Genomic DNA, 21,214 nt, shown 5'->3' with positions numbered 1-21,214 from the left:
ACTTTATCCGCCGCTGTGCGGAGCTCTATACCGTGCCCGAGGCCTCCTCGGACGAGGAGCCGACGAGGGACGAGGTGTCGTAGTCGCCTTCGATGATGCGTCGCGCCAGGTCGGAGAGGCGCAGCTGGCGGGAGCGTGCGTAGGAGCGGAAAACCGCGAAGGCCTCGTCCGTCGTGGTGCCCCAGCGCTCCGCGAGGATGCCCTTGACCTGCTCGACCAGGATGCGGCTGTCCAGGGCGTGCTGCAGCTGGCTGTTCTCGACGTGGGACTGTTCGAGGGTGCGCTGCTGAAGGATCGCGATGGTCGCCACGTCGGCGAGCGCCTGGGCGAGGGCGATGTCCGATTCGCCCAGGGAGTGCGGCGAGGCCTGGAAGAGGTTGAGCGCGCCCACCACCCGGCGCCGCAGCCGCAGCGGGATCGCGTGGGTGCGCACGTATCCCGTCTCCTTGGCCCGGGCCGCGAAGCGCGGCCAGGTCGCGGTGACCTCCGGATCGGTGAGGTCGATGTTGCTGCGCGGCTCGCCGCTGCGGTAGCACTCCACGCAGGGGCCCTGTTCGTGCTGCAGGGCGAAGAGTTCCAGCAGCCGCGTGTGCTCGTCGGAAGCGGCCATGATCTGCAGCTCGCCGTGGACGTCGGCGAGCATGATGCCGGCGGCCGAGACGTCCAGGAGTTCGACGCAGCGCGCTGAGAGGCGCTGCAGCAGGTCGAGGACGTCGAAGTCGTCGATGAGTGAATCGGCGACCTCGACGAAGACCTCCGCCAGGCGCTGTTCGCGGGCCATGCCCATCATCCCTTTCCACCATCGGGCGAAACCGGCCCGCTCTCATCGTCGTCGAAGCGGAGCCGTCTGGCCACCACGTCCTCGGCTACATCCGTAAGTGCCCGGCCGGCGGCGAAGGTGAAAGCCCGCAGCCGTACGAGCGCCTCCGACAGGGGCACCGCCAGCTGCACGCTGATCATGCCGGTCGCCTGGTGCACGACGGCCCGGCGCAGTTCTCTGGTCTGGTCGAGGAACAGGGCCGACGCGTCGTCGACGCTCCCGTTCCCGTCGCCGCGGTGGTTGCCGTTGAGCAGCACCGCGGTGAGCGCCGACGCAAGGGCCGCGGCGTCGGCGTACTGCTGCGGGCTCAGCCGCCTCGGCGGGGTACAGAGGACCGTAAGCACTCCCGTCCGGATCGCTCCGATGCCCAACGGGAAGCAGGACACCGAGAGTTCACCGAGTTCCCGCGCGGCGGGCACCAATGCGGGCCACCGCTCGGGACGCACCGCGCTCAGCTCGGGAACCACGACGGGGGTGCGGCTGCGGGAGGCGTCGTGGCCCGGGCCCTCACCCAGGGTGAACTGCAGTTCCTCGAACCGGACGCTCACTTCGGGGAAGCACCAGACGGGCTCCACCATCTTGGTGTCACCCACCAGGAGGGAGATCGCCACACCGGTGGCATCCAGTGCGCGTGCGCACTCCTGGGCCAGGTGGCGCGCGTCCCCGGAGCGCAGCGTGCGCAGGGCATCGGCCATGCCGTCACTGATCACCGCACTCCATTCCCATACGCCGGGTCACACGATGGCAGGAACGGCGGCCCGAGCCGCACCCTACGCCTGTCCGGTGCACTAGGCGGCAAGTCCCTGCCAGGCATTTCGGCAGTTCGCGTAGCGAGGGAAGCGGGCCTCGTCCCCGGAGGCCCGGAACACGAGGCCGGTTCGGTGGAGATAGACCACCCGCACCCATCCGCGCCGTCGCTCGCAATCAGCCCACGACTCGTCCAGCGGCGCCAGAACGCTGCCGTCCATGAAGGACACGAGACTCAAGTCCACGAGGAGGAACGGAGATCCGGCGGTGGCCCGGGAGGCCCGCAGCGCCTGGGCGAAAGAGTCGACGGTCGTCAGATCCAGCTCGCCCCGGGCGCGGACCAGGCGGCATTCTTCGAACAGGTCGGGGCACATACGCATACGGCCCAACTCCTGAGGTGTCGGCGAAGGTGCGCAGTGCCTCTTTTGCGCGGTACGAGCCTGCACGGAGAGGGCCGGGGTCACGGGCTGCCGCACACCCAGCGTACGCGCGCACGCACCTGGCCGCCGGGCCTCGTCACAAGTCGAGCAGCAGGACGCAGTGCGGGGTCCACACCGGAATTCCGTACGTGCGCTCCTCGTCGTCCCGCCAGCCCCAGGAGCGCAGCGCCGTGAGGGTCCGCAGGTCGGTGCGGGCGACCCGGGTGAGGCCCCCGGTGCAGCCGTGGTCGGCGAGCAGCCGCCGCTGCAGCCGCCGGGCCAGGTTCCACGGCTGGTGCGGCGACAGCTCCCGCACCCGGCGCGGTACGACGAGCGCGCGGATCTCGAACACCCCGCTGCGCAGGGGAAATCCATAGGCGCAGGCCGTGACCGTGGCGCCCTGCGCGACCAGGAGGCCGAACCCGGGACGCCGGATGTCGCGCAGCAGCCGCCCGGTGAAGGCCCGGCTGCGCCCCTGGCCGAGTACCTCGTCGGTCCCGCAGTTGGCCGCGTACAGCTCGCCCAGTTCCTGCAGCCGGTCCGTGACCTGGCACCGGGTCCACGGGTGGAGCCGCTCCGCCGCCAGAGGCGAGGGGCCCCGCTCCTGGCTCCGCAGAGGCAGCGGACCATCGCTCCGCAGAGGCGGCGGACCATCGCTCCGCAGAGGCGGCGGTCCATTGGCGGACGCGGGCCCATGACGTCTCATCGGACGCACCTCTCCCCCGGATCCCCGGCTGCCGACCCGGCACGCAACTGCCGCGGAACAGACCCTGGCGGGAATCCGATGAACATCGCCAGGAGCTGTTCCGGCGAGAAGGCGGGCTCCCCCTTCAGCGCCTCCTCGTCGACCTCGTCACCGGGCACGTCGGGGCGCGGGAGAGCCCCGGTCGTGTCCGTCCCAGGGGACGAGGCGCCGGATCCGCATATGTCGGCGTCGCGGATCACGGCGTCTTCGGGACCGCGCCCGGGGTCAAGGGGCACGTAGGAGAGCCACCTACCCAGCGTCGGACCCGGCATGCGTCAATTCCCTTTCGAGATAAGCCAGTTGAAGTACCCGGGGGCAGTCGACCGACAGATGCCGGTACCCGGCGCCCGTCATCACACGCCGCGCGCGCTGTCGCAGGCCGCGCGCGCCATGATCGAGTCCGCGTCCGCCTCGGTGGTGCCCGGGGGAACGACGAGCAGGTCCCAGCGGCCATGGCCGGGGGCGAGCAGGGTGACGGTGCGGGCGGCGGCGGCCGCCGGACTGCTGCGCAGCCGGACCACCTGGCCGGCCACGAACATCCGGCCCGGCGCCCTGGACCAGGCCCCGTCGCACAGCAGGACGCTCGTGATGTCACCCCAGGCCCGGGGCAACCCGGCAAGCAGTACGGGGAGTTCGGTGAGAAGGTCGTACGAGTGCGGCCACCAGGCCCCGTCGATGGCACGGGGTCCGCCGGCGCGGGGCGCCAGGCGCAGCCGGAGCAGCGGGAGGGTGGATTCAGGAGGAGGGGGTGCGATGGTCATGGGGTGCGGCTCCTGCCGGCTGCCGTGCGGGGAAGGGGGGTCGACGATCGGGGCCGGCCGCCTGGGCGTCCGATACCCCGGCCGTCAGATGCGCCGGGCGGCGACGCGGTCCGGCGCCGGCCAGCGCACGTCATGGGCCAGCCGGAGGCGTTCGAGAAGGCGGATGACGGCGGCGGAAGGGTCGATCTGCCACCGGTCGACACCGTGCCGGGCGCTGGTGGGGTCAGCGTGGTGGAGGTTGTGCCAGCTCTCGCCGAACGAGAGCAGGGCCAGCGGCCACAGGTTGGCGGCCCGGTCATGGCGACGGGTGCGGAACGGGCGCTCACCGATCATGTGGCACAGCGAGTTCACGCTCCAGGTGACGTGGTGGAGCAGGGCGATACGGACAAGTCCCGCCCACAGCAGGCCTGTCACTCCGTACAGGAGGCTGCCGCCGATCGCCCAGCCGAGACCGAACGGCAGGGCCAGGGTGAGCACGCACAGCGCCGGGAAGGCGCGGGAGACGGCCCGGATGTCACGGTCGGCGAGCAGGTCGGGGGCATAACGCGCGGGCGGTGTGGGGTCGTTGCGGAACAGCCAGCCGACATGCGCGTGCAGCAGACCGCGCAACTGGCCCCGCAGATGCGTGCCATAGCGGTACGGGGAGTGCGGGTCGCCCGGGCGGTCGGTGAACGCGTGGTGGCGGCGGTGGGTGGCCACCCAGCCGATGACATCGCCCTGGAAACTCATCGAACCGGCCACCGCGAGCGCGACCCGCACGGGGCGCACGGCCCGGTAGCCGCCATGGGTGAGCCCTCGGTGGAAGCCCACCGTGACGCCCAGGCCGGTGACCACGTACAGGGCGAGCCCGAGCACGATGTCCGTGGGGTGGATCAGCCGCCCCCACAGGAGCCAGGCGGCGAGGCCGAGCGCCACGAACGGCAGCACGACGATCACCGCGGTCACCGCCACGTACAGGCGCTCCCCGCCCTCGCGTGCGGGCGGTGGACTCTCCTGCGGGAACGGCGACTTGCCGTCGTAGACCTCGGGCTGCGAGGTGGCAGCCGAAGGGGTGGTGCGCTTGGCGAATGTCACGGACATGTACAGACTCCTCGGCCTGCTTGCGGATGGCGCGGCCGGGGTCAGGGGCTGCCCTGAAGGAATGGCGAGGAATGTGCACTTGGTGGTCGTGGACCGGCAAACGAATGCCCTCGCCTTCTCCCACCGTACTCCTGCCCGGCGAAATGCGGTCCGGACGTCCGCCCGGGGCTGAGCGGTCTCGGGGACGTGGGCCGCAGGCGCGGACGTACGCTGGGGTCACCGGGTGCTCCTCGTGTGCCGACTCCGCTCGGCGCCGCTTCCGGTGCACCACGAGACCGGGCCTGCCTCCTTTCACGGCGGCCCGCAGAAGGGCGTGCGTCATGAACGCACCGACCGCCCACCGCGATCCGGCCGGCGCCGGGCGGCCCGCCGGCTATCCGCCCGCACGGCTCGCCCTGCGTCCGCCGACGTTCCCGCAGGGACCGGTGTGCGGAGCATGGTGGCCGCGCACCACGGATCTGGCCGCCGAACTCGCCTCGCTCACCGATGTGTTCGACGTCTCGCACGGACGCGTGACCCGGGTCGCGTGCCAGCGGGACAGCTGGCAGTCGCAGCCGCGCATCCTGCCCGTGACCGGCCATACGGTCACGGCCACCTGGTACACGTCCGGCCTCGACCCTCACACGATCCGGCTCTTCTCGTACGGTGCGGCCCGCTGGGACCTGCTCGTCGTACCGCCGTGCAGTGAAGGCGACACCGCGGCCCGGCTGATGACCGCGGCGGCCGACCCCGCCCTCCGCCTCGACTCGGCGGCCCTGATGGCGGTGGGCGCCGTCTGACCTGCCGCCGGCGCCCACCGCAGGAGTACTCTTGAAATACCCAGGGCACTTCGTACTCCGGCATCCGCGCGGGTCTCGTCCTCGGTGAGCAACAACCATCGGGGACGGCCGCCGCGCCACTCCGAAGACGGGTTCGCATCATGAACGCGACCACCCATTCCGCACCCACCGCCCCTGCGCCCGCCGCCGCCCGCCTGGCACTCAAGTCGCCTGCCGGACATGGCCTGTTGGACGGTGCCTGGTGGCCCCGCTCCCGTGACCTGGCCGCCGAACTCCCCGCTCTGGCGGAAGCGCTCGATCCGCTGTGGGGCCGCATCACCCGCGTGGCCGTGAACCCGATGCTCTGGCCGGTCGTCCCCCGCCAGGCGGCCGTCGGCAACCGTGTCGTGAAGATCGGCTGGTTCACCCCCGAGCTCGACCCGCACAAGCTCCTTCTCCTCGGATACGGAGCGGGGCGCTGGGACCTCCTGGTGATCCCGCCCGAGACGGATGCCGCGGCCGCGGACCGGCTCATGGCCGCCGCCTGCGTCACGGACGGGCCCCCGCTGACCGCCACCGCTCTCATCGCCGCCGAGATCGCCGGGCACCCCGACCTCGCCGCGGGCGACCGGCCCCAGGACTCGGAGGAGTCCTGGGAGTACGAGGGCGGCGCGACCTCGACCCACGCCGTGCCGCTGGCCGCGAGGAGGTGACCGGCATGGAGACCGCGGTCACTGCGGCCGCCCTCGTGGCCCTGATCGCCGTGGCCGCGTATGTGATCCACCGCCTCAACGAACAGCACGCCGAAAGGATCGCCTTGCGTACGTACAGCCGCTACCAGCCCGGACACCGGCCGCCCTCCGTCCCGGAAGGCACAGGACCGCCGCCCGTGCCGCCGTTCGCCCCGGCTGCCGAACGGCACGACCATCGCGACGGGGGCCGCGGAAGGCACCCCGCCCGGCGCCGCCGGGAGCGCCCGACGCACAAGCAGGCCCGCTGAACTGGGGCGCAGACGAGGGACCGTGAGGGGAGGGCGGATGCCCGAGGTGTATTTGCGCAGGCTCACCCGGTGGCAGGCCGAGCAGCAGCGGGAGGCCGTGGCCGATCTGTACGTCACGGCCTACCGGGGCGCCGCCGGGGACGAGTTCCGCGACCGTACGGGGTTTCTGCAGCGGTTCGAACGGCATGTACAGCGCGACGGCTTCGACATGGCGGTCGCGGACGCGTCCGGCCTTGCCGGCTGCGTCTACGGGTACCTCCCCAAGCGCGACGGGCGATGGTGGGCCGACTACCCCGTCGAGGTGACGCCCCGCGCCGAGGAACTCACGGCGTCCGGGCGGGTGTTCGTGCTCGCCGAGCTGATGGTGCTGCCCGCGCACCGCCGCCGCGGTGTCGCCACCCGCCTGGGCGAACTGCTGCTCGCCCGCCATCCGTCGGACCTGGTGGTGACCGGACTCGCCCCGGAACGGGGCACTGCCGCGGTCAGGGAGGTGCTCCGTACATGGGGCTGGAAGGAGCTGCCCCGCACGGGGGACGGTGGCGGCCGTGAGGTGTGGGCCCGGGGAGCCGACCTGTGAGCGCACTCCTCTCCTGCGGCACCTGTGTGAGCACGGCTCCCCTGCCGTACCGCGAGACCGCGTGACATCCTGCCCGGATGAAGATCGTCGACCTCGCCCCCGGTGACCCCAGGCTCAGCAGCGACGTGCTGCCCGTCCTGCGCGAGCTGCGCCCCCATCTGACCGAGGACCTCTTCCGCGCGGTCCATGCCGAGGGGCACACACAGGGCCTGCGCTTCAGCGCGGCCTACGCCGACGATGCCGACGGGCGCTGCGTGGGGGTGGCCGGGTGGCGGGTCGTCGTGAACACGAGCCTGCTGCGCAGCCTGTACGTGGACGACCTGGTGACCTCGGAAGCGGCACGGTCGGGGGGTGTGGGGCGCGCGCTGCTCGCGTATCTGGAGGAGCGGGCGCGCGAGGCGGGCTGTGAGTGGCTCGACCTGGACTCGGGGACCCAGCGCACGCGTGCGCACCGGTTCTATCTGCGCGAGGGCATGGAGATCGTGGCGTTCCACTTCAGCAAGAAGCTGGGCTGATCCGTCGGCGGGGCCGGTCAGCAAGCGGGGCCGGTCCGCGAGCGGGGCCGATCGGCAAGCGGGCCGGTCCGCGAGCCGGGCCGGTCCGCAGCACCCGACGCACCTTCACCACGCGCCTCAACACCGTTTATCCTCAACGGCGTTGCGCCACTGACCGGGCGCGCGGACTCGGGGGAGCCAGACCATCATGAGCGGGACGAACGAGGACGAGCGGGGCGGGCCCGGCGGCGAGGACTTCGTCGACGGCGGGATCAAGCCGCTCGCCCTGGGACATCCGGCCAGGATCGGACCGTATCTGCTGCTCGGCCGGCTCGGTGCCGGCGGCATGGGACGGGTGTTCCTCGCGCGGGCGGAGCGCGGCCGGACCGTCGCCGTGAAGGTCGTCCACGAAGAGCACGTGTCCGATCCGCAGTTCAGGGCGCGCTTCCGGCAGGAGATCGAGGCGGCCCGGCGGGTCGGCGAGCGGTACACCGCGCCGGTGCTCGACGCGGGCCCCGACGACGAGCCGCCGTGGGTGGCCACCGGATATGTCGCCGGTCTCTCGCTGGAGCAGGTCGTACGGATGCACGGACCGTTGCCGGTCGCGTCCGTGCACGCCCTGGCCGACGGCCTGTTGAAGGCGCTGACGGACATCCACGGGGCCGGCCTCGTGCACCGGGACCTCAAGCCGTCCAACGTGATGCTGACCGTGGACGGCACCAAGGTCATCGACTTCGGGATCGCCCGGGCCCTCGACGCCTCCGTGGCCTCCCTGCTCACCAGCACGGGGATGGCCGTCGGCTCGCCCGGGTTCATGTCACCGGAGCAGATACGCGGGCAGCGCGCCGGGGTGAAGAGCGATGTGTTCACGCTCGGCTGCGTCCTCACGTACGCGGCGACGGGGCAGCTGCCGTTCGGGCACGGGGCGAGCAATCAGCATGCGGTGATGTACCAGATCGTGGAGGGCGAGCCCGATCTGTCGGGGGTCGAGCACGACGCGCTGCGGGACCTGATCGCACGGTGTCTGACGAAGGACGCCGAACAGCGACCCGGAGTGGCGGAGTTGACCGCAGACCCGCGGCGGCCGAGGCCCGCCATGGCGCGCGGCAGCTGGCTGCCCGCGCCCGTCGTCGCGCATCTCGCCCAGCAGTCGGCGCAGTTGCTGGACGCCGAGGCGGGGGTGGCTCCGATGCGGCAGGAACCGGTCGGCGGGACCGGCCAGGCGGGCGGTCCCGCCGACCGGGCGACGGTCGGGCTGCGGTCGTCGCCGGGGCCCGGGATCGAGCCGGGGCCCGGGATCGAGCCGGGGTCCGGCGAGTCGATAACCGGCCCGGGCCATGCGACCCGCGACGAGCGTCCCCGGCGCCGGCGCTCCGTACTCGTCCTGCCGATCGTCGCCGTCCTGGCCGTCGGCGGCGGCACGGTCGCGCTGCTCCAACCCTTCGGCGGCGACGGGGACAGGACCCGCACCCAGCCGCCCGGCAACAGCGCGAGCGCCACCCCGGGAGAGAGCGAATCCCCCCGTACGCCCAGCAGTTCGCCCTCCGAGGACGGCAAGAAGAAGGACAAGGAGGGGGACGGAGGCGACGCCGACGACAAGGACGGCGGGAAGGACGGCGCGGGAGCCGACGGCCCGGACAGCCAGGAGAGCGGCAGCAGTTCGCGGGAGCCGGACAGCGGAGGCGGAGCACCCTCGGGTGACGGGGCGGGCGGCGCCGGGTCCGGCGAGGACGGAGCGTCCGGCGGCGGCTCTTCCGGTGGCGGCTCGGCGGAGGGCTCTCCCCCGCCCGCGCTCACCGCGTACAAGCTGGAGTACGTCAACTCCTGCGTCGGCGCCTGCGATATGCCGATCAAGGTGAGCTGGTCCGCGATTCCGCGGGCGACCAGATACGACATCCACTACACGAACAAGGGCAGCACCTTCACCGCCAAGAACGTCGACACCGTCTACTCCACCGGCGCCACGACGTACACGGTCAGGGGCCCGTTCTCCGGCGACGAGGTCTGCATCACGGTGCGCGCCGCCAACACCCACGGGCCTTCGGCCTGGGCGGAGACCTGGTGCGACACGGTGGCGTACTGAGCGCGTACGCCCGGCGCTCCTCACCGGCCCTGCACGCCACGTACGGGCGATATGCCGCGACCGGAACGTGACGCCGCGTAAGCGCCGACTTACGATCGGTCAATGATCGAGTCATGGCGGGCGGCCCTGGTGCGGGCGATCCGACGGGGACGTCCCGTCCTGGTGCCGCTGCTCGCCGTGCTGATCACCGCGCATCTCGCGAGCGCCGCGCACAGTGCGTCCTTCTCCGGAACGCACGGCCCGTACGGAGCGCACCCACCGCAGCTCGGGATCTCCGAGGGCCAACAGCCCGCCCTCGTCACGGATCCGGCGCATGACCACGACTCCGGCGAGCACGTCGATCACGCGCTCGACCGGCCGCGCGATCCGGGCACGCAGGAGCTCGCGGCGCCCGCCCTGCCCCACCTCGCACCGGCCTTCGCCCCCGGGCGCCCCGCACACACCTGCGTGGACCACGGGGGTCCGCCGGGCCGCGGCGGCGAACGGTCCCTGCTCGGCGTCTGGCGGCAATAGGCGCACCCGGTACGTCGGATACGTCACGTATGCCATGTACGCCACGTTCCCCACGTACCGCCGCGCGCCAACCGATCTGCCTATCCCGTGCGTCCCGCGCCCCTTCGGCACGGCCGCACGTAGGAGCCGTACGCCATGAAGTGCACCGAGCACATGCATCACCCGCACCACACCAAGCTCGCACCGCCGGCCCCCGCCGTCGCCCGCCGCCCCGCCCAACTGGTCGGGAACACCCCGGTGTTGTGGATCGACCGCCCCTTCGCCCCGCCCGGCCGCGGCTTCTTCGCCAAGCTCGAAGGCGCCAACCCCGGCGGCATCAAGGACCGCCCCGGCCTGCACATGATCCGCGAGGCCCGGCGGCGCGGGGCGCTGCGGCCCGGTGCGCCCGTCGTCGAGTCGTCCAGCGGCACGCTCGGCCTCGGGCTCGCGCTCGCCGGTCTCACGTACGGGCATCCGGTGACCGTCGTCTCCGATCCCGGGATGGAGCCGGCGATGGTGCGGCTCCTGGCCTCGCTCGGCGCCCAGGTCGACCAGGTGGAGCGGCCGCATCCGACGGGCGGCTGGCAGGAGGCGCGGCGGGCCCGGGTCGCCGCGCTCCTCGCCGCCCGGCCCGGCGCGTACTGCCCGGATCAGTACGGCAATCCGGACAACGTCGCCGCGTACGCGCCGCTGGCCGCCGAACTCATCGCCCAGCTCGGCCGGATCGACACCCTGGTGGTGGCGGTCGGCACCGGCGGCCACTCCGCAGGGATCGCCAAGGGGCTGCGCCGGCACGCGCCGCACCTGCGCGTGGTCGGGGTGGACTCGGTCGGTTCGGCGATCTTCGGGCAGCCCGCGGGGCCCCGCCTGATGCGCGGGCTCGGCTCCAGCGTCCATCCGGCGAACGTGGATTACGCGGCGTTCGCCGAGGTGCACTGGGTGGCGCCGGGTGAAGCGGTGTGGGCCTGCCGCCAGTTGGCGCGGCGGCACTACGCGTCGGGCGGCTGGAGCGTCGGTGCGGTCGCGCTGGTCGCGGGGTGGGTGGCGCGGACCTCGCCGCCCGGGACGCGCATCGCGGCGGTGTTCCCGGACGGTCCGCACCGCTACCTGGAGACGGTCTACAACGACAACTGGTGTGCCGAACAAGGGATTCTCGGCGTCGAACCGCCGCCCAGGCCCGCGGAGATCACCACGCCGGACGCGTGCGTGGTGACCGGGTGGACGCGGTGCGGGCAGGTCCGCGACCCGCTGGCCCGTACGGCGGGTGTGCGATGACGACGAAGGGGCCGCGTACGCAGCACAACCTCCGCAGGCAGGTCGCGTCCTTCGACCCGGCCGTACGGCTTCTGATGGTCAATCAATTCGCCATCAACCTCGGCTTCTACATGCTGATGCCGTATCTCGCCGACCACCTCGGTCACGGCCTCGGGCTCGCCGCCTGGGCGGTGGGTCTGGTGCTCGGCGTACGGAATCTGTCGCAGCAGGGGATGTTCCTGGTCGGCGGGACGCTCGCGGACCGCTACGGGTGCAAGCCGATGATCCTGGCCGGGTGCGCGCTGCGGACCGTGGCCTTCGCGCTGCTCGGCTTCGCGCAGTCGCTGCCCGCGCTCCTGGTGGCCTCCGCCCTGACAGGGCTCGCGGGGGCGCTGTTCAATCCGGCGGTACGGGCATACCTGGCGGCCGAGGCCGGTGCGGAGCGGCGGGTGGAGGCCTTCGCCGCGTTCAACGTCTTCTACCAGGCCGGGATCCTGGTCGGCCCGCTCGCCGGACTCGCCCTGCTCGCCTGGGACTTCAGGGCGGTGTGCGCGGCGTCCGCGGTCATCTTCGGTGCGCTCGCGCTGCTCCAGGCGCGGGCGCTGCCCGCCCGTGCGCCAGCCGACCGCGGGGCCGAGCCGGCCTGGCGCGCGGTGCTCGCGGACTGGCGGTCGATCGCGGCGAACCGGCCGTTCCTGCTGTTCGCGGCGGCCATGTCCGGCTCGTACGTGCTGGCCTTCCAGGTGTATCTCGCCCTGCCGCTGCGGGCGCGCGAGCTGTTCGGCGAGCGGACCGGTGTGGTGACGGGCGCCGTCTTCGCGGTGTCCGCGCTCGCCGCCCTGTCGGGGCAGTTGCGGCTGACGGCGTGGGCGAAGCGGACGCTGTCCGGGCCGCGGGCCATCGTGTGGGGACTGCTCCTGATGGGCGGCGCCTTCCTGCCGCTCCTGTACAACGGCCCTTTCCCGTACGGGGGTTCGTTCCTGTACGGGGTGACGGCGTTGATCCTGTGCGCCGCGCTGCTCGCGTGGGGCGGCGCGCTGCTCTACCCGTTCGAGATGGACACCGTGGTCAGGCTGTCCGGGGAGCGTCTGGTCGCCACGTACTACGGGGCGTACAACACCGCTTCGGGTCTGGCGATCGCGGCCGGGAACCTGGCGGTGGGCGCGCTGTTCGACACCGGCGTGGCCTGGCTGCCGTGGGCGGCGCTCGCCGCGACGGGTGCGCTGTGCGCGGGAGCGGTGGCGGCCCTGGAGCGGGGCGGCCATCTGCGGGCGGGGCGTGCGGAGTCGGCGCCGGCCTCCGCCTCCGCCACTCCTTGACCCTGACACCGACCCTGACCGGACCCCGGTCAGGACCCCGGGAAGTCCCCCAGTCTTCCCCGACATGTGTCAGATCCTTTTGACGGGTTCAGGCCGCGCGAGCACTGTGGAGCCCATGAGCCGGCCCCCCGCCCCGTCGGGCGACGACCTCCTGAAGGTCCTCACGGCGCTCGGCAATCCGCACCGTATGCGGATCGTCGCCGCGCTCGGCGGGGGCCGCAATTACGTGAGCGCCCTGGCCCGCGAGATCGGCATCGGACGGCCGCTGCTGCACATGCATCTGCAGCGGCTCGAAGCCGCAGGACTGGTGACCGGGACGCTCGAACTGGCCGCGAACGGCAAGGCGATGAAGTACTTCGAGCTCACGCCCTTCGCCTATGTGCTGACCCCCGAGACCGTCGCCGGGGCGGCGCTCACGCTCACCACGGAGCTCACCAAGGAAGAGAAGACGACGATGAAGGAGACCACCTCATGAACGGCGGGGACTGGGCGGGAGTGGTCGGCGCCGGAGGCGTCTTCCTCTTTCTGATCGTGGTCGTCTGGCAGATCGCCGCGACCTGGCGGGCCCGGATGCTGGCTTCGCGCGAGGAGCAGTACAAGCAGATGGCCCTGAAGTACCAGCAGTTGCTAGAGGACAACATCGAGATGCACCGCCGGTCGATCGAGGAGCAGACGCACACGCGGATCTCGATCGAGTCGATGGAGAAGATGATGCGGGAGATCGAGTAGGCGGGCGTGCCGGTAGGAGTGGTGCGGCCGGCGCGGTCGGCCGCGCAGCGCGCCGCGCGTGGAGAAGGGTTTCCGGATGACCGAGCAGAAGCGGCTCACCAGCCGTGACGTATGGCCGCTGGTCCATGCCGAGCGGGCGGCGCTCGCCGAGGACCTCGCGGATCTCGACGCCGAGGGCTGGGCCACGGCCTCGCTGTGCACGGGCTTGTCGGTACGGGAGGTCCTCGCGCATCTGACCGCCTCCGCGCGGCTGAACCCGGTGACCTGGTTCGCGGGCGTCCTGCGCTGCCGGTTCGACTTCGACCGGCAGGTGGCGATGCAGCTTGAGCGGCAGCTCGGCAGCGGGCCGGCCGAGACGCTCGGCCGATTCCGGCAGGCGGTGACGAGCACCCGCAAGCCTCCGCTGCCCGCCGTCGCCCTGCTCGGCGAGACCGTCGTGCACGGCGAGGACATCCGCCGGCCCCTGGGCATCCGGCACACGTATCCGGCCGAGGCCCTCACCGCGGTGGCCGAGTACTACGCGATGAGGTGAGGGATCGGGAGGCCGTGACCGGGGTGGGTGAAGGGCCGGGGGTTCGGCACCGAGGTGGGTGCCGGGCCGGGGGTTCGGCACCGGGAGTGAGTACCTGCGCGGTGGGGGCGGATGAGTATCCGTACGGTGGTCGCGCGCCCGGGCGCGGAGGACGCTTGAGGCATGCACAAGAAGCTCACGGGCCCCGCCCGACTGGTGATCGCCGCCCTCGCCCTGACCGCACTGGCCATCGGCGCCTGGGCCGGCTGGCTCGGCTGGGACCAGCAGCGCGATGTGCACCCCGACGGCTCGACCACCGGACCGTACGAGGCATGGCAGGTGATCGGCCTGGTTCTGACCCTGCTCGCGCCCGTCTACTGGGCGGCCGTCCGCCGCCACCCCGCCGTCCCCGTCGTCGGTGTCACCGCCGGGCTGTCCGTCGCCGCGTTCACCGACTGGTCGGACGACGCCAGCGGCCTGTTCATGGTCGGCGTCCTGATGGTCCTGGTCGGCAGTCTCGCCGTGACCACCGCGCTTTCCGCGGTGACCGTCGCCGTACGCAAGCCCCGCGGACCGCACGCGCCGCAGCCCCGTGGTCCGCACGGCCCGGCCCCGCACTGGGGCGCGTGACGTCCCGTCCGCCCGGGGCCCGGCAACCCCGGCCCGCCCTGCGTCTCCCCCGCATTCCGCCCCTGGCACCCTCGCACCCGGCATGGCGCCACACGCCCCATAATTGGCGTCATGGACCTCACGCCGTATGTGGACACTCTTCGCCAGGAGCTCGCGACCGCCGCCGATGCCGCGGGCCCGGAGGCGCGCGATCTGGCCGAGCGGCTGTCCGCACCGCTGGAGTCGGCGACGCGGCTGACCCTCCTGCACGCCCTGTCGGCGGCGATGGACGAGGTCACCCGTGAGCTCGCGCCCGGCTCGGTGGACGTACGGCTGCGCGGGCTCGACCCCGAGTTCGTGGTGACGGCGCCGCCCGCACCCGAGCCGGCGCCCCAGCTGCCCGAGCCCCCGCAGGCTCCGCTGCCCCCGGCGCCGCCGGCCGCGCCCGAGGCCGACGACGGCTCGATGGCGCGCATCAACTTCCGGCTTCCGGCGCACCTCAAGACCCGGGTCGAGGAGGCCGCGGCGCGCGACAGCCTGTCGGTCAACGCCTGGCTCGTACGCGCCGCCTCGCAGGCCATCAACCCCGCCCCGCGCCAGGACCCGCCCTCGTCGCGCTCCCGCGGAGCGGGCCAGGGCTTCACCGGCTGGGTGGGCTAGCGGACACAGAGCACAGGGCCCCCGGCCGTCGCACCGAGTGCGACGGCCGGGGGCTTTTGCATGGCCGCGCTCCCCTGGCGTCCCCGGTACGGGCTGGCGTCCGTGGCACTCCCTGGCACCCCTGGCGCTCCCTGATGCCCTCCGGCACCCCTGGTGGCGTCACCAATTCCCCCCCCAGATCCCTCCGACCTGCAATGACGCCTCCCACGGCGCCACCTGGCACCATTAGGCGCCACACTTCGCTTGACGTGGCGCCATGATGGCGCCATAGTTGAGCCATGGACCTCACCCCGTACGTCGACAACCTCCGCCAGGAGCTGGCGACCGCCGCGGAGACCGCCGGACCGGAAGCACGCGCCATGGCCGAGCGGCTCACCTGGCCGCTCGAGTCGGCCGCGCGCCTGGCACTGCTCAACGCACTGTCGGACGCGATGGCCGAGGTCACCCGTGAGCTCGCACCCGGCTCCGTCGGAGTGCGGCTGCGGGGGACCGACCCCGAGTTCGTGGTCAGCACGCCGCAGCCCGACGTACAGGAGCGCGCCGAGCCGACCGCGTACCCGATGCCCGCGGCCGCCCCGGAGCCGGCCGCCCCCGACGAGGGCGGCACCTCGCGGATCAACCTCCGCCTCGCCGCCCACCTCAAGGTGCAGGCCGAGGAGGCCGCGGCCCGCGAGGGGCTCTCGCTCAACGCCTGGCTCGGCCGCGCCGTGGCCGCCGCCCTGACCCCGCCGCCGGCCGGCCCCCACCACCGCGACCACGCACGGGACTTCACCGGCTGGGCCGGCTGACGGCCCCGGGCCCGAAGCCTCACCCGAGGCCCCGCCCCCAAGACTTCAAGCACGACACAGACCTCAGACTTCACACCGTAAGGACGGACCCGAGATGACCAGCTTCGAGACCCCCGGACCGATCACCGTCACCGTGGAGGGCGACATGATCAACCTGCGGATCGCCGCGAGCGACCGCACCGACACCACCGTCGAGGTCACGCCGACCAACGACGCCAACGACCGCGACGTACGCACCGCGAAGAACACCCAGGTCACCTTCTCCGGCGGCCGGCTGCTCGTGAAGGCGCCCAAGTCGCGGTCCGTGTTCAACAAGTCCGGCGGCATCGACGTGGTCGTCGAACTACCGGAGGGCTCCGCGCTCGGCAGCAACGCCTCGATGATCTACATCGACGGCCAGGGCCGGTTCGGCGATGTCACGGTCAAGACGAGCATGGGCAACATCCATCTCGACGAGGTCGGCAACGCCAACATCAAGACCGGGTTCGGCGACATCCGCGTGGACCGGGCGAGCGGCACCGACCACCAGTTCATCTCCGGCACCGGGCGGATCGACCTCGGCGAGATCGACGGTCCGGCCACCGTGAAGAACAGCAACGGCGACAGCGCCGTCGGCACGATCACCGGGAACCTGCAGGCCAAGGCGGCCAACGGCCGGATCTCCGTGGGCACCGCGCACGGCGACGTGGACGCGGCCTCCTCGGCCGGCGCCATCCGGATCGGCCGGGTCGAGCGCGGCCAGGTCCGCTTCGAGACCTCCGTCGGCCCCCTGGAGATCGGTATCGCCGAAGGCACGGCCGCCTGGCTGGACGTGAACACCAAGGCCGGTGCCGTACGCAACGAGCTCGGCCCGGGCACGGGCCCCGACGCCTCCAAGGAGACCGTGGAGGTCCGCGGCCGCACCTCGGTCGGCGACATCGTGATCCGCCGCGCCTGATCCGCCTCACCAGTCATCGAGCCGGGCCCCTCAGCCCGACATCCGAGGGGCCCACCCCAACCCCCGTACTCCACAAGCCACTTCACCACCCCCTACCCACGCACAGGAGGCAGGCTGTCATGAGCACATCCAATGCTGCTCCCGCCGCCATCACCGCCATCGGTCTGCGCAAGTCGTACGGAGACAAGGTCGTCCTCGACGGGATCGATCTGACGATCCCGGAGGGCAGCATCTTCGCTCTGCTCGGTCCGAACGGCGCCGGCAAGACGACCACCGTGGAGATCCTCTCCACCCTGATCGCCGCGGACGGCGGCGAGGCGCAGATCGCCGGATACGACATGGTTCGCCAGGCCGCGAAGGTCCGCCGTTCGATCGGCGTCACCGGCCAGTTCTCGGCCGTGGACAACCTCCTCACCGCCGAGGAGAACCTGATGCTGATGGCCGACCTCAGCCATCTGCCCAAGGCCGAGGGCAAGCGGCGCTCCGCCCATCTGCTCGAGCGCTTCGACCTCACCGAGGCCGCGCACAAGACGGCCGCCACCTTCTCCGGCGGTATGCGCCGCAAGCTGGATCTCGCGATGACCCTGGTCTCGAGCCCCGGCATCATCTTCCTCGACGAGCCCACCACCGGCCTCGACCCGCGCAGCCGGCGGATCATGTGGGAACTCATCCGCGATCTCGTCGGCCAGGGCACGACCATCTTCCTGACCACGCAGTATCTGGAGGAGGCCGACCAACTCGCCGACCGCATAGCGCTGTTGGACCACGGCCGGCTCGTCGCCGAGGGCACCGCCGAGGAGCTCAAGCGGCGGATCCCCGGCGGGCACGTCAGGCTGCAGTTCTCGGACGCCGCCGAACTCGACACCGCCGCCGGCCTGTTCGGGGTCGCGAACAAGGACGAGGAGTCCCTGACGCTGCAGATCCCCAGCGACGGCTCGGTGGCCAACCTCCGCGCCGTACTCGACGTGCTCGACACCACCGGGGTCACGGCCGAGTCCCTGACCGTGCACACCCCCGACCTCGACGACGTCTTCCTCACCCTCACCGGCAAGCCCGCGCAGGACACCACCCCGCAGAAGGAGTCGGCCCGATGAGCACCGCCGCCCTCACCCCCGCCAAGACCGCTCCCGGCGGCTCGACCGCCGTGCGCGACTCCCTGACGATGCTGCGCCGTAACCTCAAGCACATGCAGCGCTACCCGGCGATGACGATCTCGATCCTCGTCATGCCGCTGCTCTTCCTGCTGCTCTTCGTGTACGTCTTCGGCGGCGCGATCGGCACCGGCACCCTCGGCCCCGGCACCACGCGGGACGACTACATCAACTACCTGGTGCCCGGCATCATCGTGATGACCGCGACCTCGGGCGCCGTCGCCACCGCCGTGTCCGTCTGCACCGACAAGACGGAAGGGATCATCAACCGCTTCCGTACGATGTCGATCTCCCGCGGCGCCATGCTCAGCGGACATGTGCTCGGCAGCACCATCCAGGTCACGGCGGTGCTCGCCCTGATCACCGGTGTCGCGGTCGCGATCGGCTTCCGTCCGAACGCCTCGGTCGTCGAGTGGCTCGCCGCCGCCGGCCTGCTGATCTTCCTCGCCCTGGGCCTGAGCTGGCTGTGCGCCGGCATGGGCATGAACGCCAAGACCGTCGAGTCCGCCTCCAACGGTCCGCTGCCCCTGACGCTCCTGCCCCTCATGGGCAGCGCGGTCGTCGACCCCGACTCGATGCCGGCCGGGCTGCGCTGGTTCGCCGAGTACCAGCCCTTCACGCCGATCAACGAGACCGTCCGCGGCCTCCTGATGGGCGGCGAGATCGGCAACAACGGCCTGATCGCCCTCGCCTGGTGCGCCGGACTCGCGCTCTTCGGCTACTGGTGGGCGCTGCGGGCGTACAACAAGACCGTCAAGCGGTGACGGAAGTCTTACGTCGGCTCCGCGCTGCGATCGGACCGGTCGTCCCTGCCGTTGAATACGGCAAGGGCGGCCGGTCCGGCCGCGTGTGGAGCGGAGAGCGCGATGTCCCGTATACGAAGTCTGCTGAAGCCGAAGGTCGTGGTGAGCGCGGCCGTGGTCGGCGCGGTGCTCGTCGGCTTCGGCCTGTACTGGTTCCAGCCGTGGAAGCTCTTCCAGGACGAGACCGTGAACGAGGCGCTGCCCGGGATCTCACCCACCGCGAGCGCACCGCCGGCAGGGAAGCCGGCGGCCGAGCCGTCCGCGGAAGGTTCGCCCGCCCCGAGCGCGCCCGCCGGGCCGAAGACGCTGGTGCGGGGCGAGTTCATCAGCCATGAGCACGAGACGCGCGGGTCGGTGCAGGTGCTCGAACTGGCCGACGGTTCACGGGTGCTGCGGCTGACCGACCTGGAGACCAGCAACGGTCCGGATCTGCGGGTCTGGATCACCGACGCACCGGTCAAGGAGGGCACCGCGGGCTGGCGGGTCTTCGACGACGGGGAGTACGTGAGCCTCGGCAAGCTCAAGGGGAACAAGGGCAGCCAGAACTACGTGATCCCGGCCGAGGTGAATCTGGACGACTTCGGGAGCGTGTCGATCTGGTGCGACCGGTTCGACGTGTCGTTCGGGGCGGCGGAGCTGCGGGAGGTCTGAGGGCTGTGGCCTCTGGTGTGCCCGGTGGCCTCTGGTGTGCCCGGTGGCCTCTGTTGTGCCCGGTGGCCTCTGTTGTGCCCGGTGGCCTCTGTTGTACCCGGTCAGGCCGCCGGGCGGCGGATGACCGCCGTGCCGCCGTCGAGGTCGACCGTAGTGCGGTGCGGCGGTGCGCCGTCCTCCTCGTCGTCCTTCAGGACCAGGGCGGTCTCGCGCTCCTTGAGCTCGTTCTGCTTGCCCGGCGACAGGGCCCCGTGCAACTGCTCGAAACCGGTGGCGGACACCTGCCCCGTGCGCGCTCCGTTGCGCCACGGCAGGATGCCCGCCCGGCCGGCCCGCAGCAGCAGCTGATCCACGAACGCGGTCAGCGTGAGCAGGATGACGAGCCCCGGCAGTGTGGCCATCACGACGAATCCCATGGCCCCAGTGTCGCCCACTGCGCCAAGTGGCCGAACCCCTGGACCGGGGGGAAAGTGGAGGACGTATGCCAGTCCGGCACAAGGAGGAGAGTGGCTCATGGCCAAGCATGCCCACGACCACCCCAAGGACCCGCAGCACTCCAAGATCTCCGCCGCTCAGGCGCGCACCAAGGGCACCAAGCCCGATGTGCAGTCGATCAGCGCGAAGACGAGAGGGCTGCAGCAGAAGGCCCAGTCCCGCCGCCAGGGCAACCGCTGATCCCTGCGGCCCCCATGCGTGAGCCCCGGCCTTTGCGGGCCGGGGCTCTGTCGCGTCTACGGGGCCGGTGCCTTTTCCGGGGCTGCCCTGTCCTCTTCGGGGCCGCCCTGCCCGACGGGTGAGCCGTCGGGCTGGGCGGCGGCCGGCTGGTCGAGGCCCAGCTCCGCGTCGCGTGCGAACTCGATCTCCCGGCGCAGCAGCCGGAACCACATGAAGAGCACGAAGCCCGCGAAGATGAACCACTCGCCGGTGTAGCCGAGGTTCTGGAAGGCCTTGAGGTCGAGGCCCGTGCCCTGGGGGGCCTTGGGCGGGACCGTGCGCAGTCCGTCCGTGGCACGGTCCGCGGTGATCCACGCGTCGTGCACGTCGTACGGGACGAGGTTGACGAGCGAGGCCGCGCTGATGATGCCGAGCTGGCCCTCGGGCAGCCCGCCGGCCGCGCTCACTCCGCTGCTGCCCGAGCTCTCCGAGGCCTGGAGCGAACCGGTCAGGGTGGTCGCGCCGGTCGGTGCGGGCGGGGCCTGCTCGCCGGCGGGGAGCCAGCCGCGGACCACGGGGATGGCCTTGCCGCCGTCCGTCTTGAGCAGGGCGAGCACGTAGAAGCCGCGCTTTCCGTCGAGCTCGCGGTCGGGCACGGTGAACTGGTCGGCCCAGGTGCCTTTGACCTCGGCGCGCTTGCCGGAGGTCTCCGTGGTGACCGGGAGCAGGTCGGTGAGGGGCGTCGCGGCGCCCTTGCCGGCCTGCTCGCTGTGCTCCTCCGCTGTGCGGTGGCCCTCGACGCGGTCCTCGAAGCGGCCGAGCTGCCAGGACCCCATGAAGATGCAGAAGGGGATGGCGAGGAGGACGAAGACGTTGATGCCCCACCAGCGTGGCGTCAGCAGGAAGCGGTACACGCCCTCCACGGTACGGGCACGTGCCGGTTGCCCCGGCCCCGGGTCCCGGCCCCCGTGCGCGGTCCGGTTCCGGTGGGCGGTCTGTCGGAGGGGGCGGTGCGTTGTCGGGTGCGGTGTGGCGCGATGCGGCGCGTTGTCGGGTGCGGTGTGGCGCGATGCGGTGCGTTGTCGGGTGCGGTGCGGTGTGGCGCGATGCGGCGCGTTGTCGGGTGCGGTGCGTAGTCGGGCGCGGGTGAGTGGGGGTGCGGGTGGGACGCC

General features: G+C 72.0%; 27 protein-coding genes and 1 pseudogene. 20 read left to right on the top strand and 8 right to left on the bottom strand.

What is annotated here, in order from left to right; genetic code table 11:
- Positions 1–25: 25 nt before the first annotated feature.
- From H9Y04_RS18825 to H9Y04_RS18800, 6 genes are all read right to left on the bottom strand, one after another.
- On the bottom strand, positions 26–790 hold the full coding sequence (locus H9Y04_RS18825) for a GAF and ANTAR domain-containing protein (RefSeq protein WP_187815026.1): 765 nt from the start codon (positions 788–790) through the stop codon (positions 26–28).
- Positions 787–1,530, bottom strand: coding sequence for an ANTAR domain-containing protein (locus H9Y04_RS18820; protein ID WP_187815025.1), 744 nt, complete (start codon positions 1,528–1,530; stop codon positions 787–789). Before H9Y04_RS18820 ends, H9Y04_RS18825 begins: the two co-directional genes overlap by 4 nt.
- Before the next feature lie 78 nt (positions 1,531–1,608).
- The gene (locus H9Y04_RS18815) at positions 1,609–1,947 is read right to left on the bottom strand and encodes an STAS domain-containing protein (RefSeq protein WP_236070968.1); all 339 of its coding nucleotides are present in this window, start codon (positions 1,945–1,947) and stop codon (positions 1,609–1,611) included.
- 136 nt (positions 1,948–2,083) lie between these two features.
- Positions 2,084–2,692 carry a hypothetical protein gene (locus H9Y04_RS18810; protein ID WP_187815024.1) on the bottom strand — a complete coding sequence of 203 codons (609 nt, stop codon included), beginning with the start codon at positions 2,690–2,692 and terminating at the stop codon, positions 2,084–2,086.
- 392 nt (positions 2,693–3,084) lie between these two features.
- Entirely contained in the window at positions 3,085–3,492 is a 408-nt protein-coding gene (locus H9Y04_RS18805) for a DUF5994 family protein (protein ID WP_187815023.1), read from the bottom strand.
- Positions 3,493–3,576: 84 nt separating this feature from the next.
- Positions 3,577–4,572, bottom strand: coding sequence for an acyl-CoA desaturase (locus H9Y04_RS18800; protein ID WP_187815022.1), 996 nt, complete (start codon positions 4,570–4,572; stop codon positions 3,577–3,579).
- Between the two features lie 320 nt (positions 4,573–4,892).
- Here H9Y04_RS18800 and H9Y04_RS18795 point away from each other — a divergent pair, with 320 nt between their 5' ends.
- The 19 genes and pseudogenes from H9Y04_RS18795 to H9Y04_RS18705 all read left to right on the top strand — a co-directional run bounded on the left by H9Y04_RS18795 (position 4,893) and on the right by H9Y04_RS18705 (position 19,388).
- Positions 4,893–5,351, top strand: a complete 459-nt coding sequence (locus H9Y04_RS18795) for a DUF5994 family protein (protein WP_187815021.1) — start codon at positions 4,893–4,895, stop codon at positions 5,349–5,351.
- A 140-nt stretch (positions 5,352–5,491) separates the two neighbouring features.
- On the top strand, positions 5,492–6,043 hold the full coding sequence (locus H9Y04_RS18790) for a DUF5994 family protein (RefSeq protein WP_187815020.1): 552 nt from the start codon (positions 5,492–5,494) through the stop codon (positions 6,041–6,043).
- 5 nt (positions 6,044–6,048) lie between these two features.
- On the top strand, positions 6,049–6,330 hold the full coding sequence (locus tag H9Y04_RS18785; protein WP_187815019.1) for a hypothetical protein: 282 nt from the start codon (positions 6,049–6,051) through the stop codon (positions 6,328–6,330).
- A 37-nt stretch (positions 6,331–6,367) separates the two neighbouring features.
- Positions 6,368–6,907, top strand: coding sequence for a GNAT family N-acetyltransferase (locus H9Y04_RS18780; protein WP_187815018.1), 540 nt, complete (start codon positions 6,368–6,370; stop codon positions 6,905–6,907).
- A 77-nt stretch (positions 6,908–6,984) separates the two neighbouring features.
- Entirely contained in the window at positions 6,985–7,422 is a 438-nt protein-coding gene (locus tag H9Y04_RS18775; RefSeq protein ID WP_187815017.1) for a GNAT family N-acetyltransferase, read from the top strand.
- 187 nt (positions 7,423–7,609) lie between these two features.
- Positions 7,610–9,484: a protein kinase domain-containing protein gene (locus H9Y04_RS18770; protein ID WP_187815016.1), complete on the top strand. Its 1,875-nt coding sequence runs from the start codon at positions 7,610–7,612 to the stop codon at positions 9,482–9,484.
- A gap of 102 nt (positions 9,485–9,586) precedes the next feature.
- On the top strand, positions 9,587–9,997 hold the full coding sequence (locus H9Y04_RS18765; protein WP_187815015.1) for a hypothetical protein: 411 nt from the start codon (positions 9,587–9,589) through the stop codon (positions 9,995–9,997).
- Between the two features lie 135 nt (positions 9,998–10,132).
- Positions 10,133–11,251 carry a PLP-dependent cysteine synthase family protein gene (locus H9Y04_RS18760; protein WP_187815014.1) on the top strand — a complete coding sequence of 373 codons (1,119 nt, stop codon included), beginning with the start codon at positions 10,133–10,135 and terminating at the stop codon, positions 11,249–11,251.
- A complete protein-coding gene (locus H9Y04_RS18755; RefSeq protein WP_187815013.1) occupies positions 11,248–12,549 on the top strand; it encodes an MFS transporter in 1,302 nt (433 codons plus the stop codon). Before H9Y04_RS18760 ends, H9Y04_RS18755 begins: the two co-directional genes overlap by 4 nt.
- 115 nt (positions 12,550–12,664) lie before the next feature.
- On the top strand, positions 12,665–13,024 hold the full coding sequence (locus H9Y04_RS18750; RefSeq protein ID WP_187815012.1) for an ArsR/SmtB family transcription factor: 360 nt from the start codon (positions 12,665–12,667) through the stop codon (positions 13,022–13,024).
- Positions 13,021–13,278: a hypothetical protein gene (locus H9Y04_RS18745; RefSeq protein ID WP_187815011.1), complete on the top strand. Its 258-nt coding sequence runs from the start codon at positions 13,021–13,023 to the stop codon at positions 13,276–13,278. Before H9Y04_RS18750 ends, H9Y04_RS18745 begins: the two co-directional genes overlap by 4 nt.
- 76 nt (positions 13,279–13,354) lie before the next feature.
- Positions 13,355–13,798 (top strand): annotated as a pseudogene (locus tag H9Y04_RS18740) (maleylpyruvate isomerase family mycothiol-dependent enzyme); the annotation flags it as partial.
- Positions 13,799–13,972: 174 nt separating this feature from the next.
- Entirely contained in the window at positions 13,973–14,419 is a 447-nt protein-coding gene (locus H9Y04_RS18735; protein WP_187815009.1) for a hypothetical protein, read from the top strand.
- A 111-nt stretch (positions 14,420–14,530) separates the two neighbouring features.
- Positions 14,531–15,058: a hypothetical protein gene (locus tag H9Y04_RS18730; protein ID WP_187815008.1), complete on the top strand. Its 528-nt coding sequence runs from the start codon at positions 14,531–14,533 to the stop codon at positions 15,056–15,058.
- A 278-nt stretch (positions 15,059–15,336) separates the two neighbouring features.
- The gene (locus H9Y04_RS18725; protein ID WP_187815007.1) at positions 15,337–15,846 is read left to right on the top strand and encodes a toxin-antitoxin system HicB family antitoxin; all 510 of its coding nucleotides are present in this window, start codon (positions 15,337–15,339) and stop codon (positions 15,844–15,846) included.
- A gap of 94 nt (positions 15,847–15,940) precedes the next feature.
- Complete coding sequence (locus H9Y04_RS18720) at positions 15,941–16,783, top strand: DUF4097 family beta strand repeat-containing protein (protein ID WP_187815006.1); 843 nt, start codon at positions 15,941–15,943, stop codon at positions 16,781–16,783.
- 119 nt (positions 16,784–16,902) lie between these two features.
- On the top strand, positions 16,903–17,877 hold the full coding sequence (locus H9Y04_RS18715; protein WP_187815005.1) for an ATP-binding cassette domain-containing protein: 975 nt from the start codon (positions 16,903–16,905) through the stop codon (positions 17,875–17,877).
- Positions 17,874–18,698 carry an ABC transporter permease gene (locus tag H9Y04_RS18710; RefSeq protein ID WP_187815004.1) on the top strand — a complete coding sequence of 275 codons (825 nt, stop codon included), beginning with the start codon at positions 17,874–17,876 and terminating at the stop codon, positions 18,696–18,698. The genes H9Y04_RS18715 and H9Y04_RS18710 overlap by 4 nt, the downstream gene beginning before the upstream one ends.
- Before the next feature lie 102 nt (positions 18,699–18,800).
- On the top strand, positions 18,801–19,388 hold the full coding sequence (locus H9Y04_RS18705; RefSeq protein ID WP_187815003.1) for a DM13 domain-containing protein: 588 nt from the start codon (positions 18,801–18,803) through the stop codon (positions 19,386–19,388).
- Positions 19,389–19,489: 101 nt separating this feature from the next.
- Here H9Y04_RS18705 and H9Y04_RS18700 read toward each other — a convergent pair whose 3' ends face one another.
- On the bottom strand, positions 19,490–19,804 hold the full coding sequence (locus H9Y04_RS18700) for a DUF6191 domain-containing protein (protein ID WP_187815002.1): 315 nt from the start codon (positions 19,802–19,804) through the stop codon (positions 19,490–19,492).
- Positions 19,805–19,901: 97 nt separating this feature from the next.
- Between H9Y04_RS18700 and H9Y04_RS18695 the strand changes: the two genes are divergently transcribed.
- Positions 19,902–20,063: a hypothetical protein gene (locus H9Y04_RS18695; RefSeq protein WP_187815001.1), complete on the top strand. Its 162-nt coding sequence runs from the start codon at positions 19,902–19,904 to the stop codon at positions 20,061–20,063.
- A gap of 56 nt (positions 20,064–20,119) precedes the next feature.
- Here the strand turns inward: H9Y04_RS18695 and H9Y04_RS18690 are convergent, their stop codons facing one another.
- Positions 20,120–20,956, bottom strand: a complete 837-nt coding sequence (locus tag H9Y04_RS18690; protein ID WP_187815000.1) for an SURF1 family protein — start codon at positions 20,954–20,956, stop codon at positions 20,120–20,122.
- Positions 20,957–21,214: the final 258 nt, after the last annotated feature.

This window comes from Streptomyces polyasparticus (genome assembly GCF_014493765.1).
GTDB classification, from domain to species: Bacteria; Actinomycetota; Actinomycetes; order Streptomycetales; family Streptomycetaceae; genus Streptomyces; species Streptomyces polyasparticus.
This window is presented reverse-complemented; position numbering and strand designations above follow the sequence as displayed.

Bases quoted from the DNA above. Each gene is read 5' to 3' on its own strand.
- H9Y04_RS18725 (WP_187815007.1), top strand. From the start codon at position 15,337: ATGGACCTCACCCCGTACGTCGACAACCTCCGCCAGGAGCTGGCGACC.
- H9Y04_RS18815 (WP_236070968.1), bottom strand. From the start codon at position 1,947: ATGCGTATGTGCCCCGACCTGTTCGAAGAATGCCGCCTGGTCCGCGCC.
- H9Y04_RS18805 (WP_187815023.1), bottom strand. From the start codon at position 3,492: ATGACCATCGCACCCCCTCCTCCTGAATCCACCCTCCCGCTGCTCCGG.
- H9Y04_RS18795 (WP_187815021.1), top strand. From the start codon at position 4,893: ATGAACGCACCGACCGCCCACCGCGATCCGGCCGGCGCCGGGCGGCCC.
- H9Y04_RS18785 (WP_187815019.1), top strand. From the start codon at position 6,049: ATGGAGACCGCGGTCACTGCGGCCGCCCTCGTGGCCCTGATCGCCGTG.
- H9Y04_RS18760 (WP_187815014.1), top strand. From the start codon at position 10,133: ATGAAGTGCACCGAGCACATGCATCACCCGCACCACACCAAGCTCGCA.
- H9Y04_RS18745 (WP_187815011.1), top strand. From the start codon at position 13,021: ATGAACGGCGGGGACTGGGCGGGAGTGGTCGGCGCCGGAGGCGTCTTC.
- H9Y04_RS18700 (WP_187815002.1), bottom strand. From the start codon at position 19,804: ATGGGATTCGTCGTGATGGCCACACTGCCGGGGCTCGTCATCCTGCTC.
- H9Y04_RS18715 (WP_187815005.1), top strand. From the start codon at position 16,903: ATGAGCACATCCAATGCTGCTCCCGCCGCCATCACCGCCATCGGTCTG.
- H9Y04_RS18755 (WP_187815013.1), top strand. From the start codon at position 11,248: ATGACGACGAAGGGGCCGCGTACGCAGCACAACCTCCGCAGGCAGGTC.
- H9Y04_RS18810 (WP_187815024.1), bottom strand. From the start codon at position 2,692: ATGAGACGTCATGGGCCCGCGTCCGCCAATGGACCGCCGCCTCTGCGG.
- H9Y04_RS18790 (WP_187815020.1), top strand. From the start codon at position 5,492: ATGAACGCGACCACCCATTCCGCACCCACCGCCCCTGCGCCCGCCGCC.
- H9Y04_RS18800 (WP_187815022.1), bottom strand. From the start codon at position 4,572: ATGTCCGTGACATTCGCCAAGCGCACCACCCCTTCGGCTGCCACCTCG.
- H9Y04_RS18730 (WP_187815008.1), top strand. From the start codon at position 14,531: ATGGACCTCACGCCGTATGTGGACACTCTTCGCCAGGAGCTCGCGACC.
- H9Y04_RS18765 (WP_187815015.1), top strand. From the start codon at position 9,587: ATGATCGAGTCATGGCGGGCGGCCCTGGTGCGGGCGATCCGACGGGGA.
- H9Y04_RS18720 (WP_187815006.1), top strand. From the start codon at position 15,941: ATGACCAGCTTCGAGACCCCCGGACCGATCACCGTCACCGTGGAGGGC.
- H9Y04_RS18710 (WP_187815004.1), top strand. From the start codon at position 17,874: ATGAGCACCGCCGCCCTCACCCCCGCCAAGACCGCTCCCGGCGGCTCG.
- H9Y04_RS18695 (WP_187815001.1), top strand. From the start codon at position 19,902: ATGGCCAAGCATGCCCACGACCACCCCAAGGACCCGCAGCACTCCAAG.
- H9Y04_RS18735 (WP_187815009.1), top strand. From the start codon at position 13,973: ATGCACAAGAAGCTCACGGGCCCCGCCCGACTGGTGATCGCCGCCCTC.
- H9Y04_RS18780 (WP_187815018.1), top strand. From the start codon at position 6,368: ATGCCCGAGGTGTATTTGCGCAGGCTCACCCGGTGGCAGGCCGAGCAG.
- H9Y04_RS18705 (WP_187815003.1), top strand. From the start codon at position 18,801: ATGTCCCGTATACGAAGTCTGCTGAAGCCGAAGGTCGTGGTGAGCGCG.
- H9Y04_RS18750 (WP_187815012.1), top strand. From the start codon at position 12,665: ATGAGCCGGCCCCCCGCCCCGTCGGGCGACGACCTCCTGAAGGTCCTC.
- H9Y04_RS18770 (WP_187815016.1), top strand. From the start codon at position 7,610: ATGAGCGGGACGAACGAGGACGAGCGGGGCGGGCCCGGCGGCGAGGAC.
- H9Y04_RS18775 (WP_187815017.1), top strand. From the start codon at position 6,985: ATGAAGATCGTCGACCTCGCCCCCGGTGACCCCAGGCTCAGCAGCGAC.
- H9Y04_RS18825 (WP_187815026.1), bottom strand. From the start codon at position 790: ATGATGGGCATGGCCCGCGAACAGCGCCTGGCGGAGGTCTTCGTCGAG.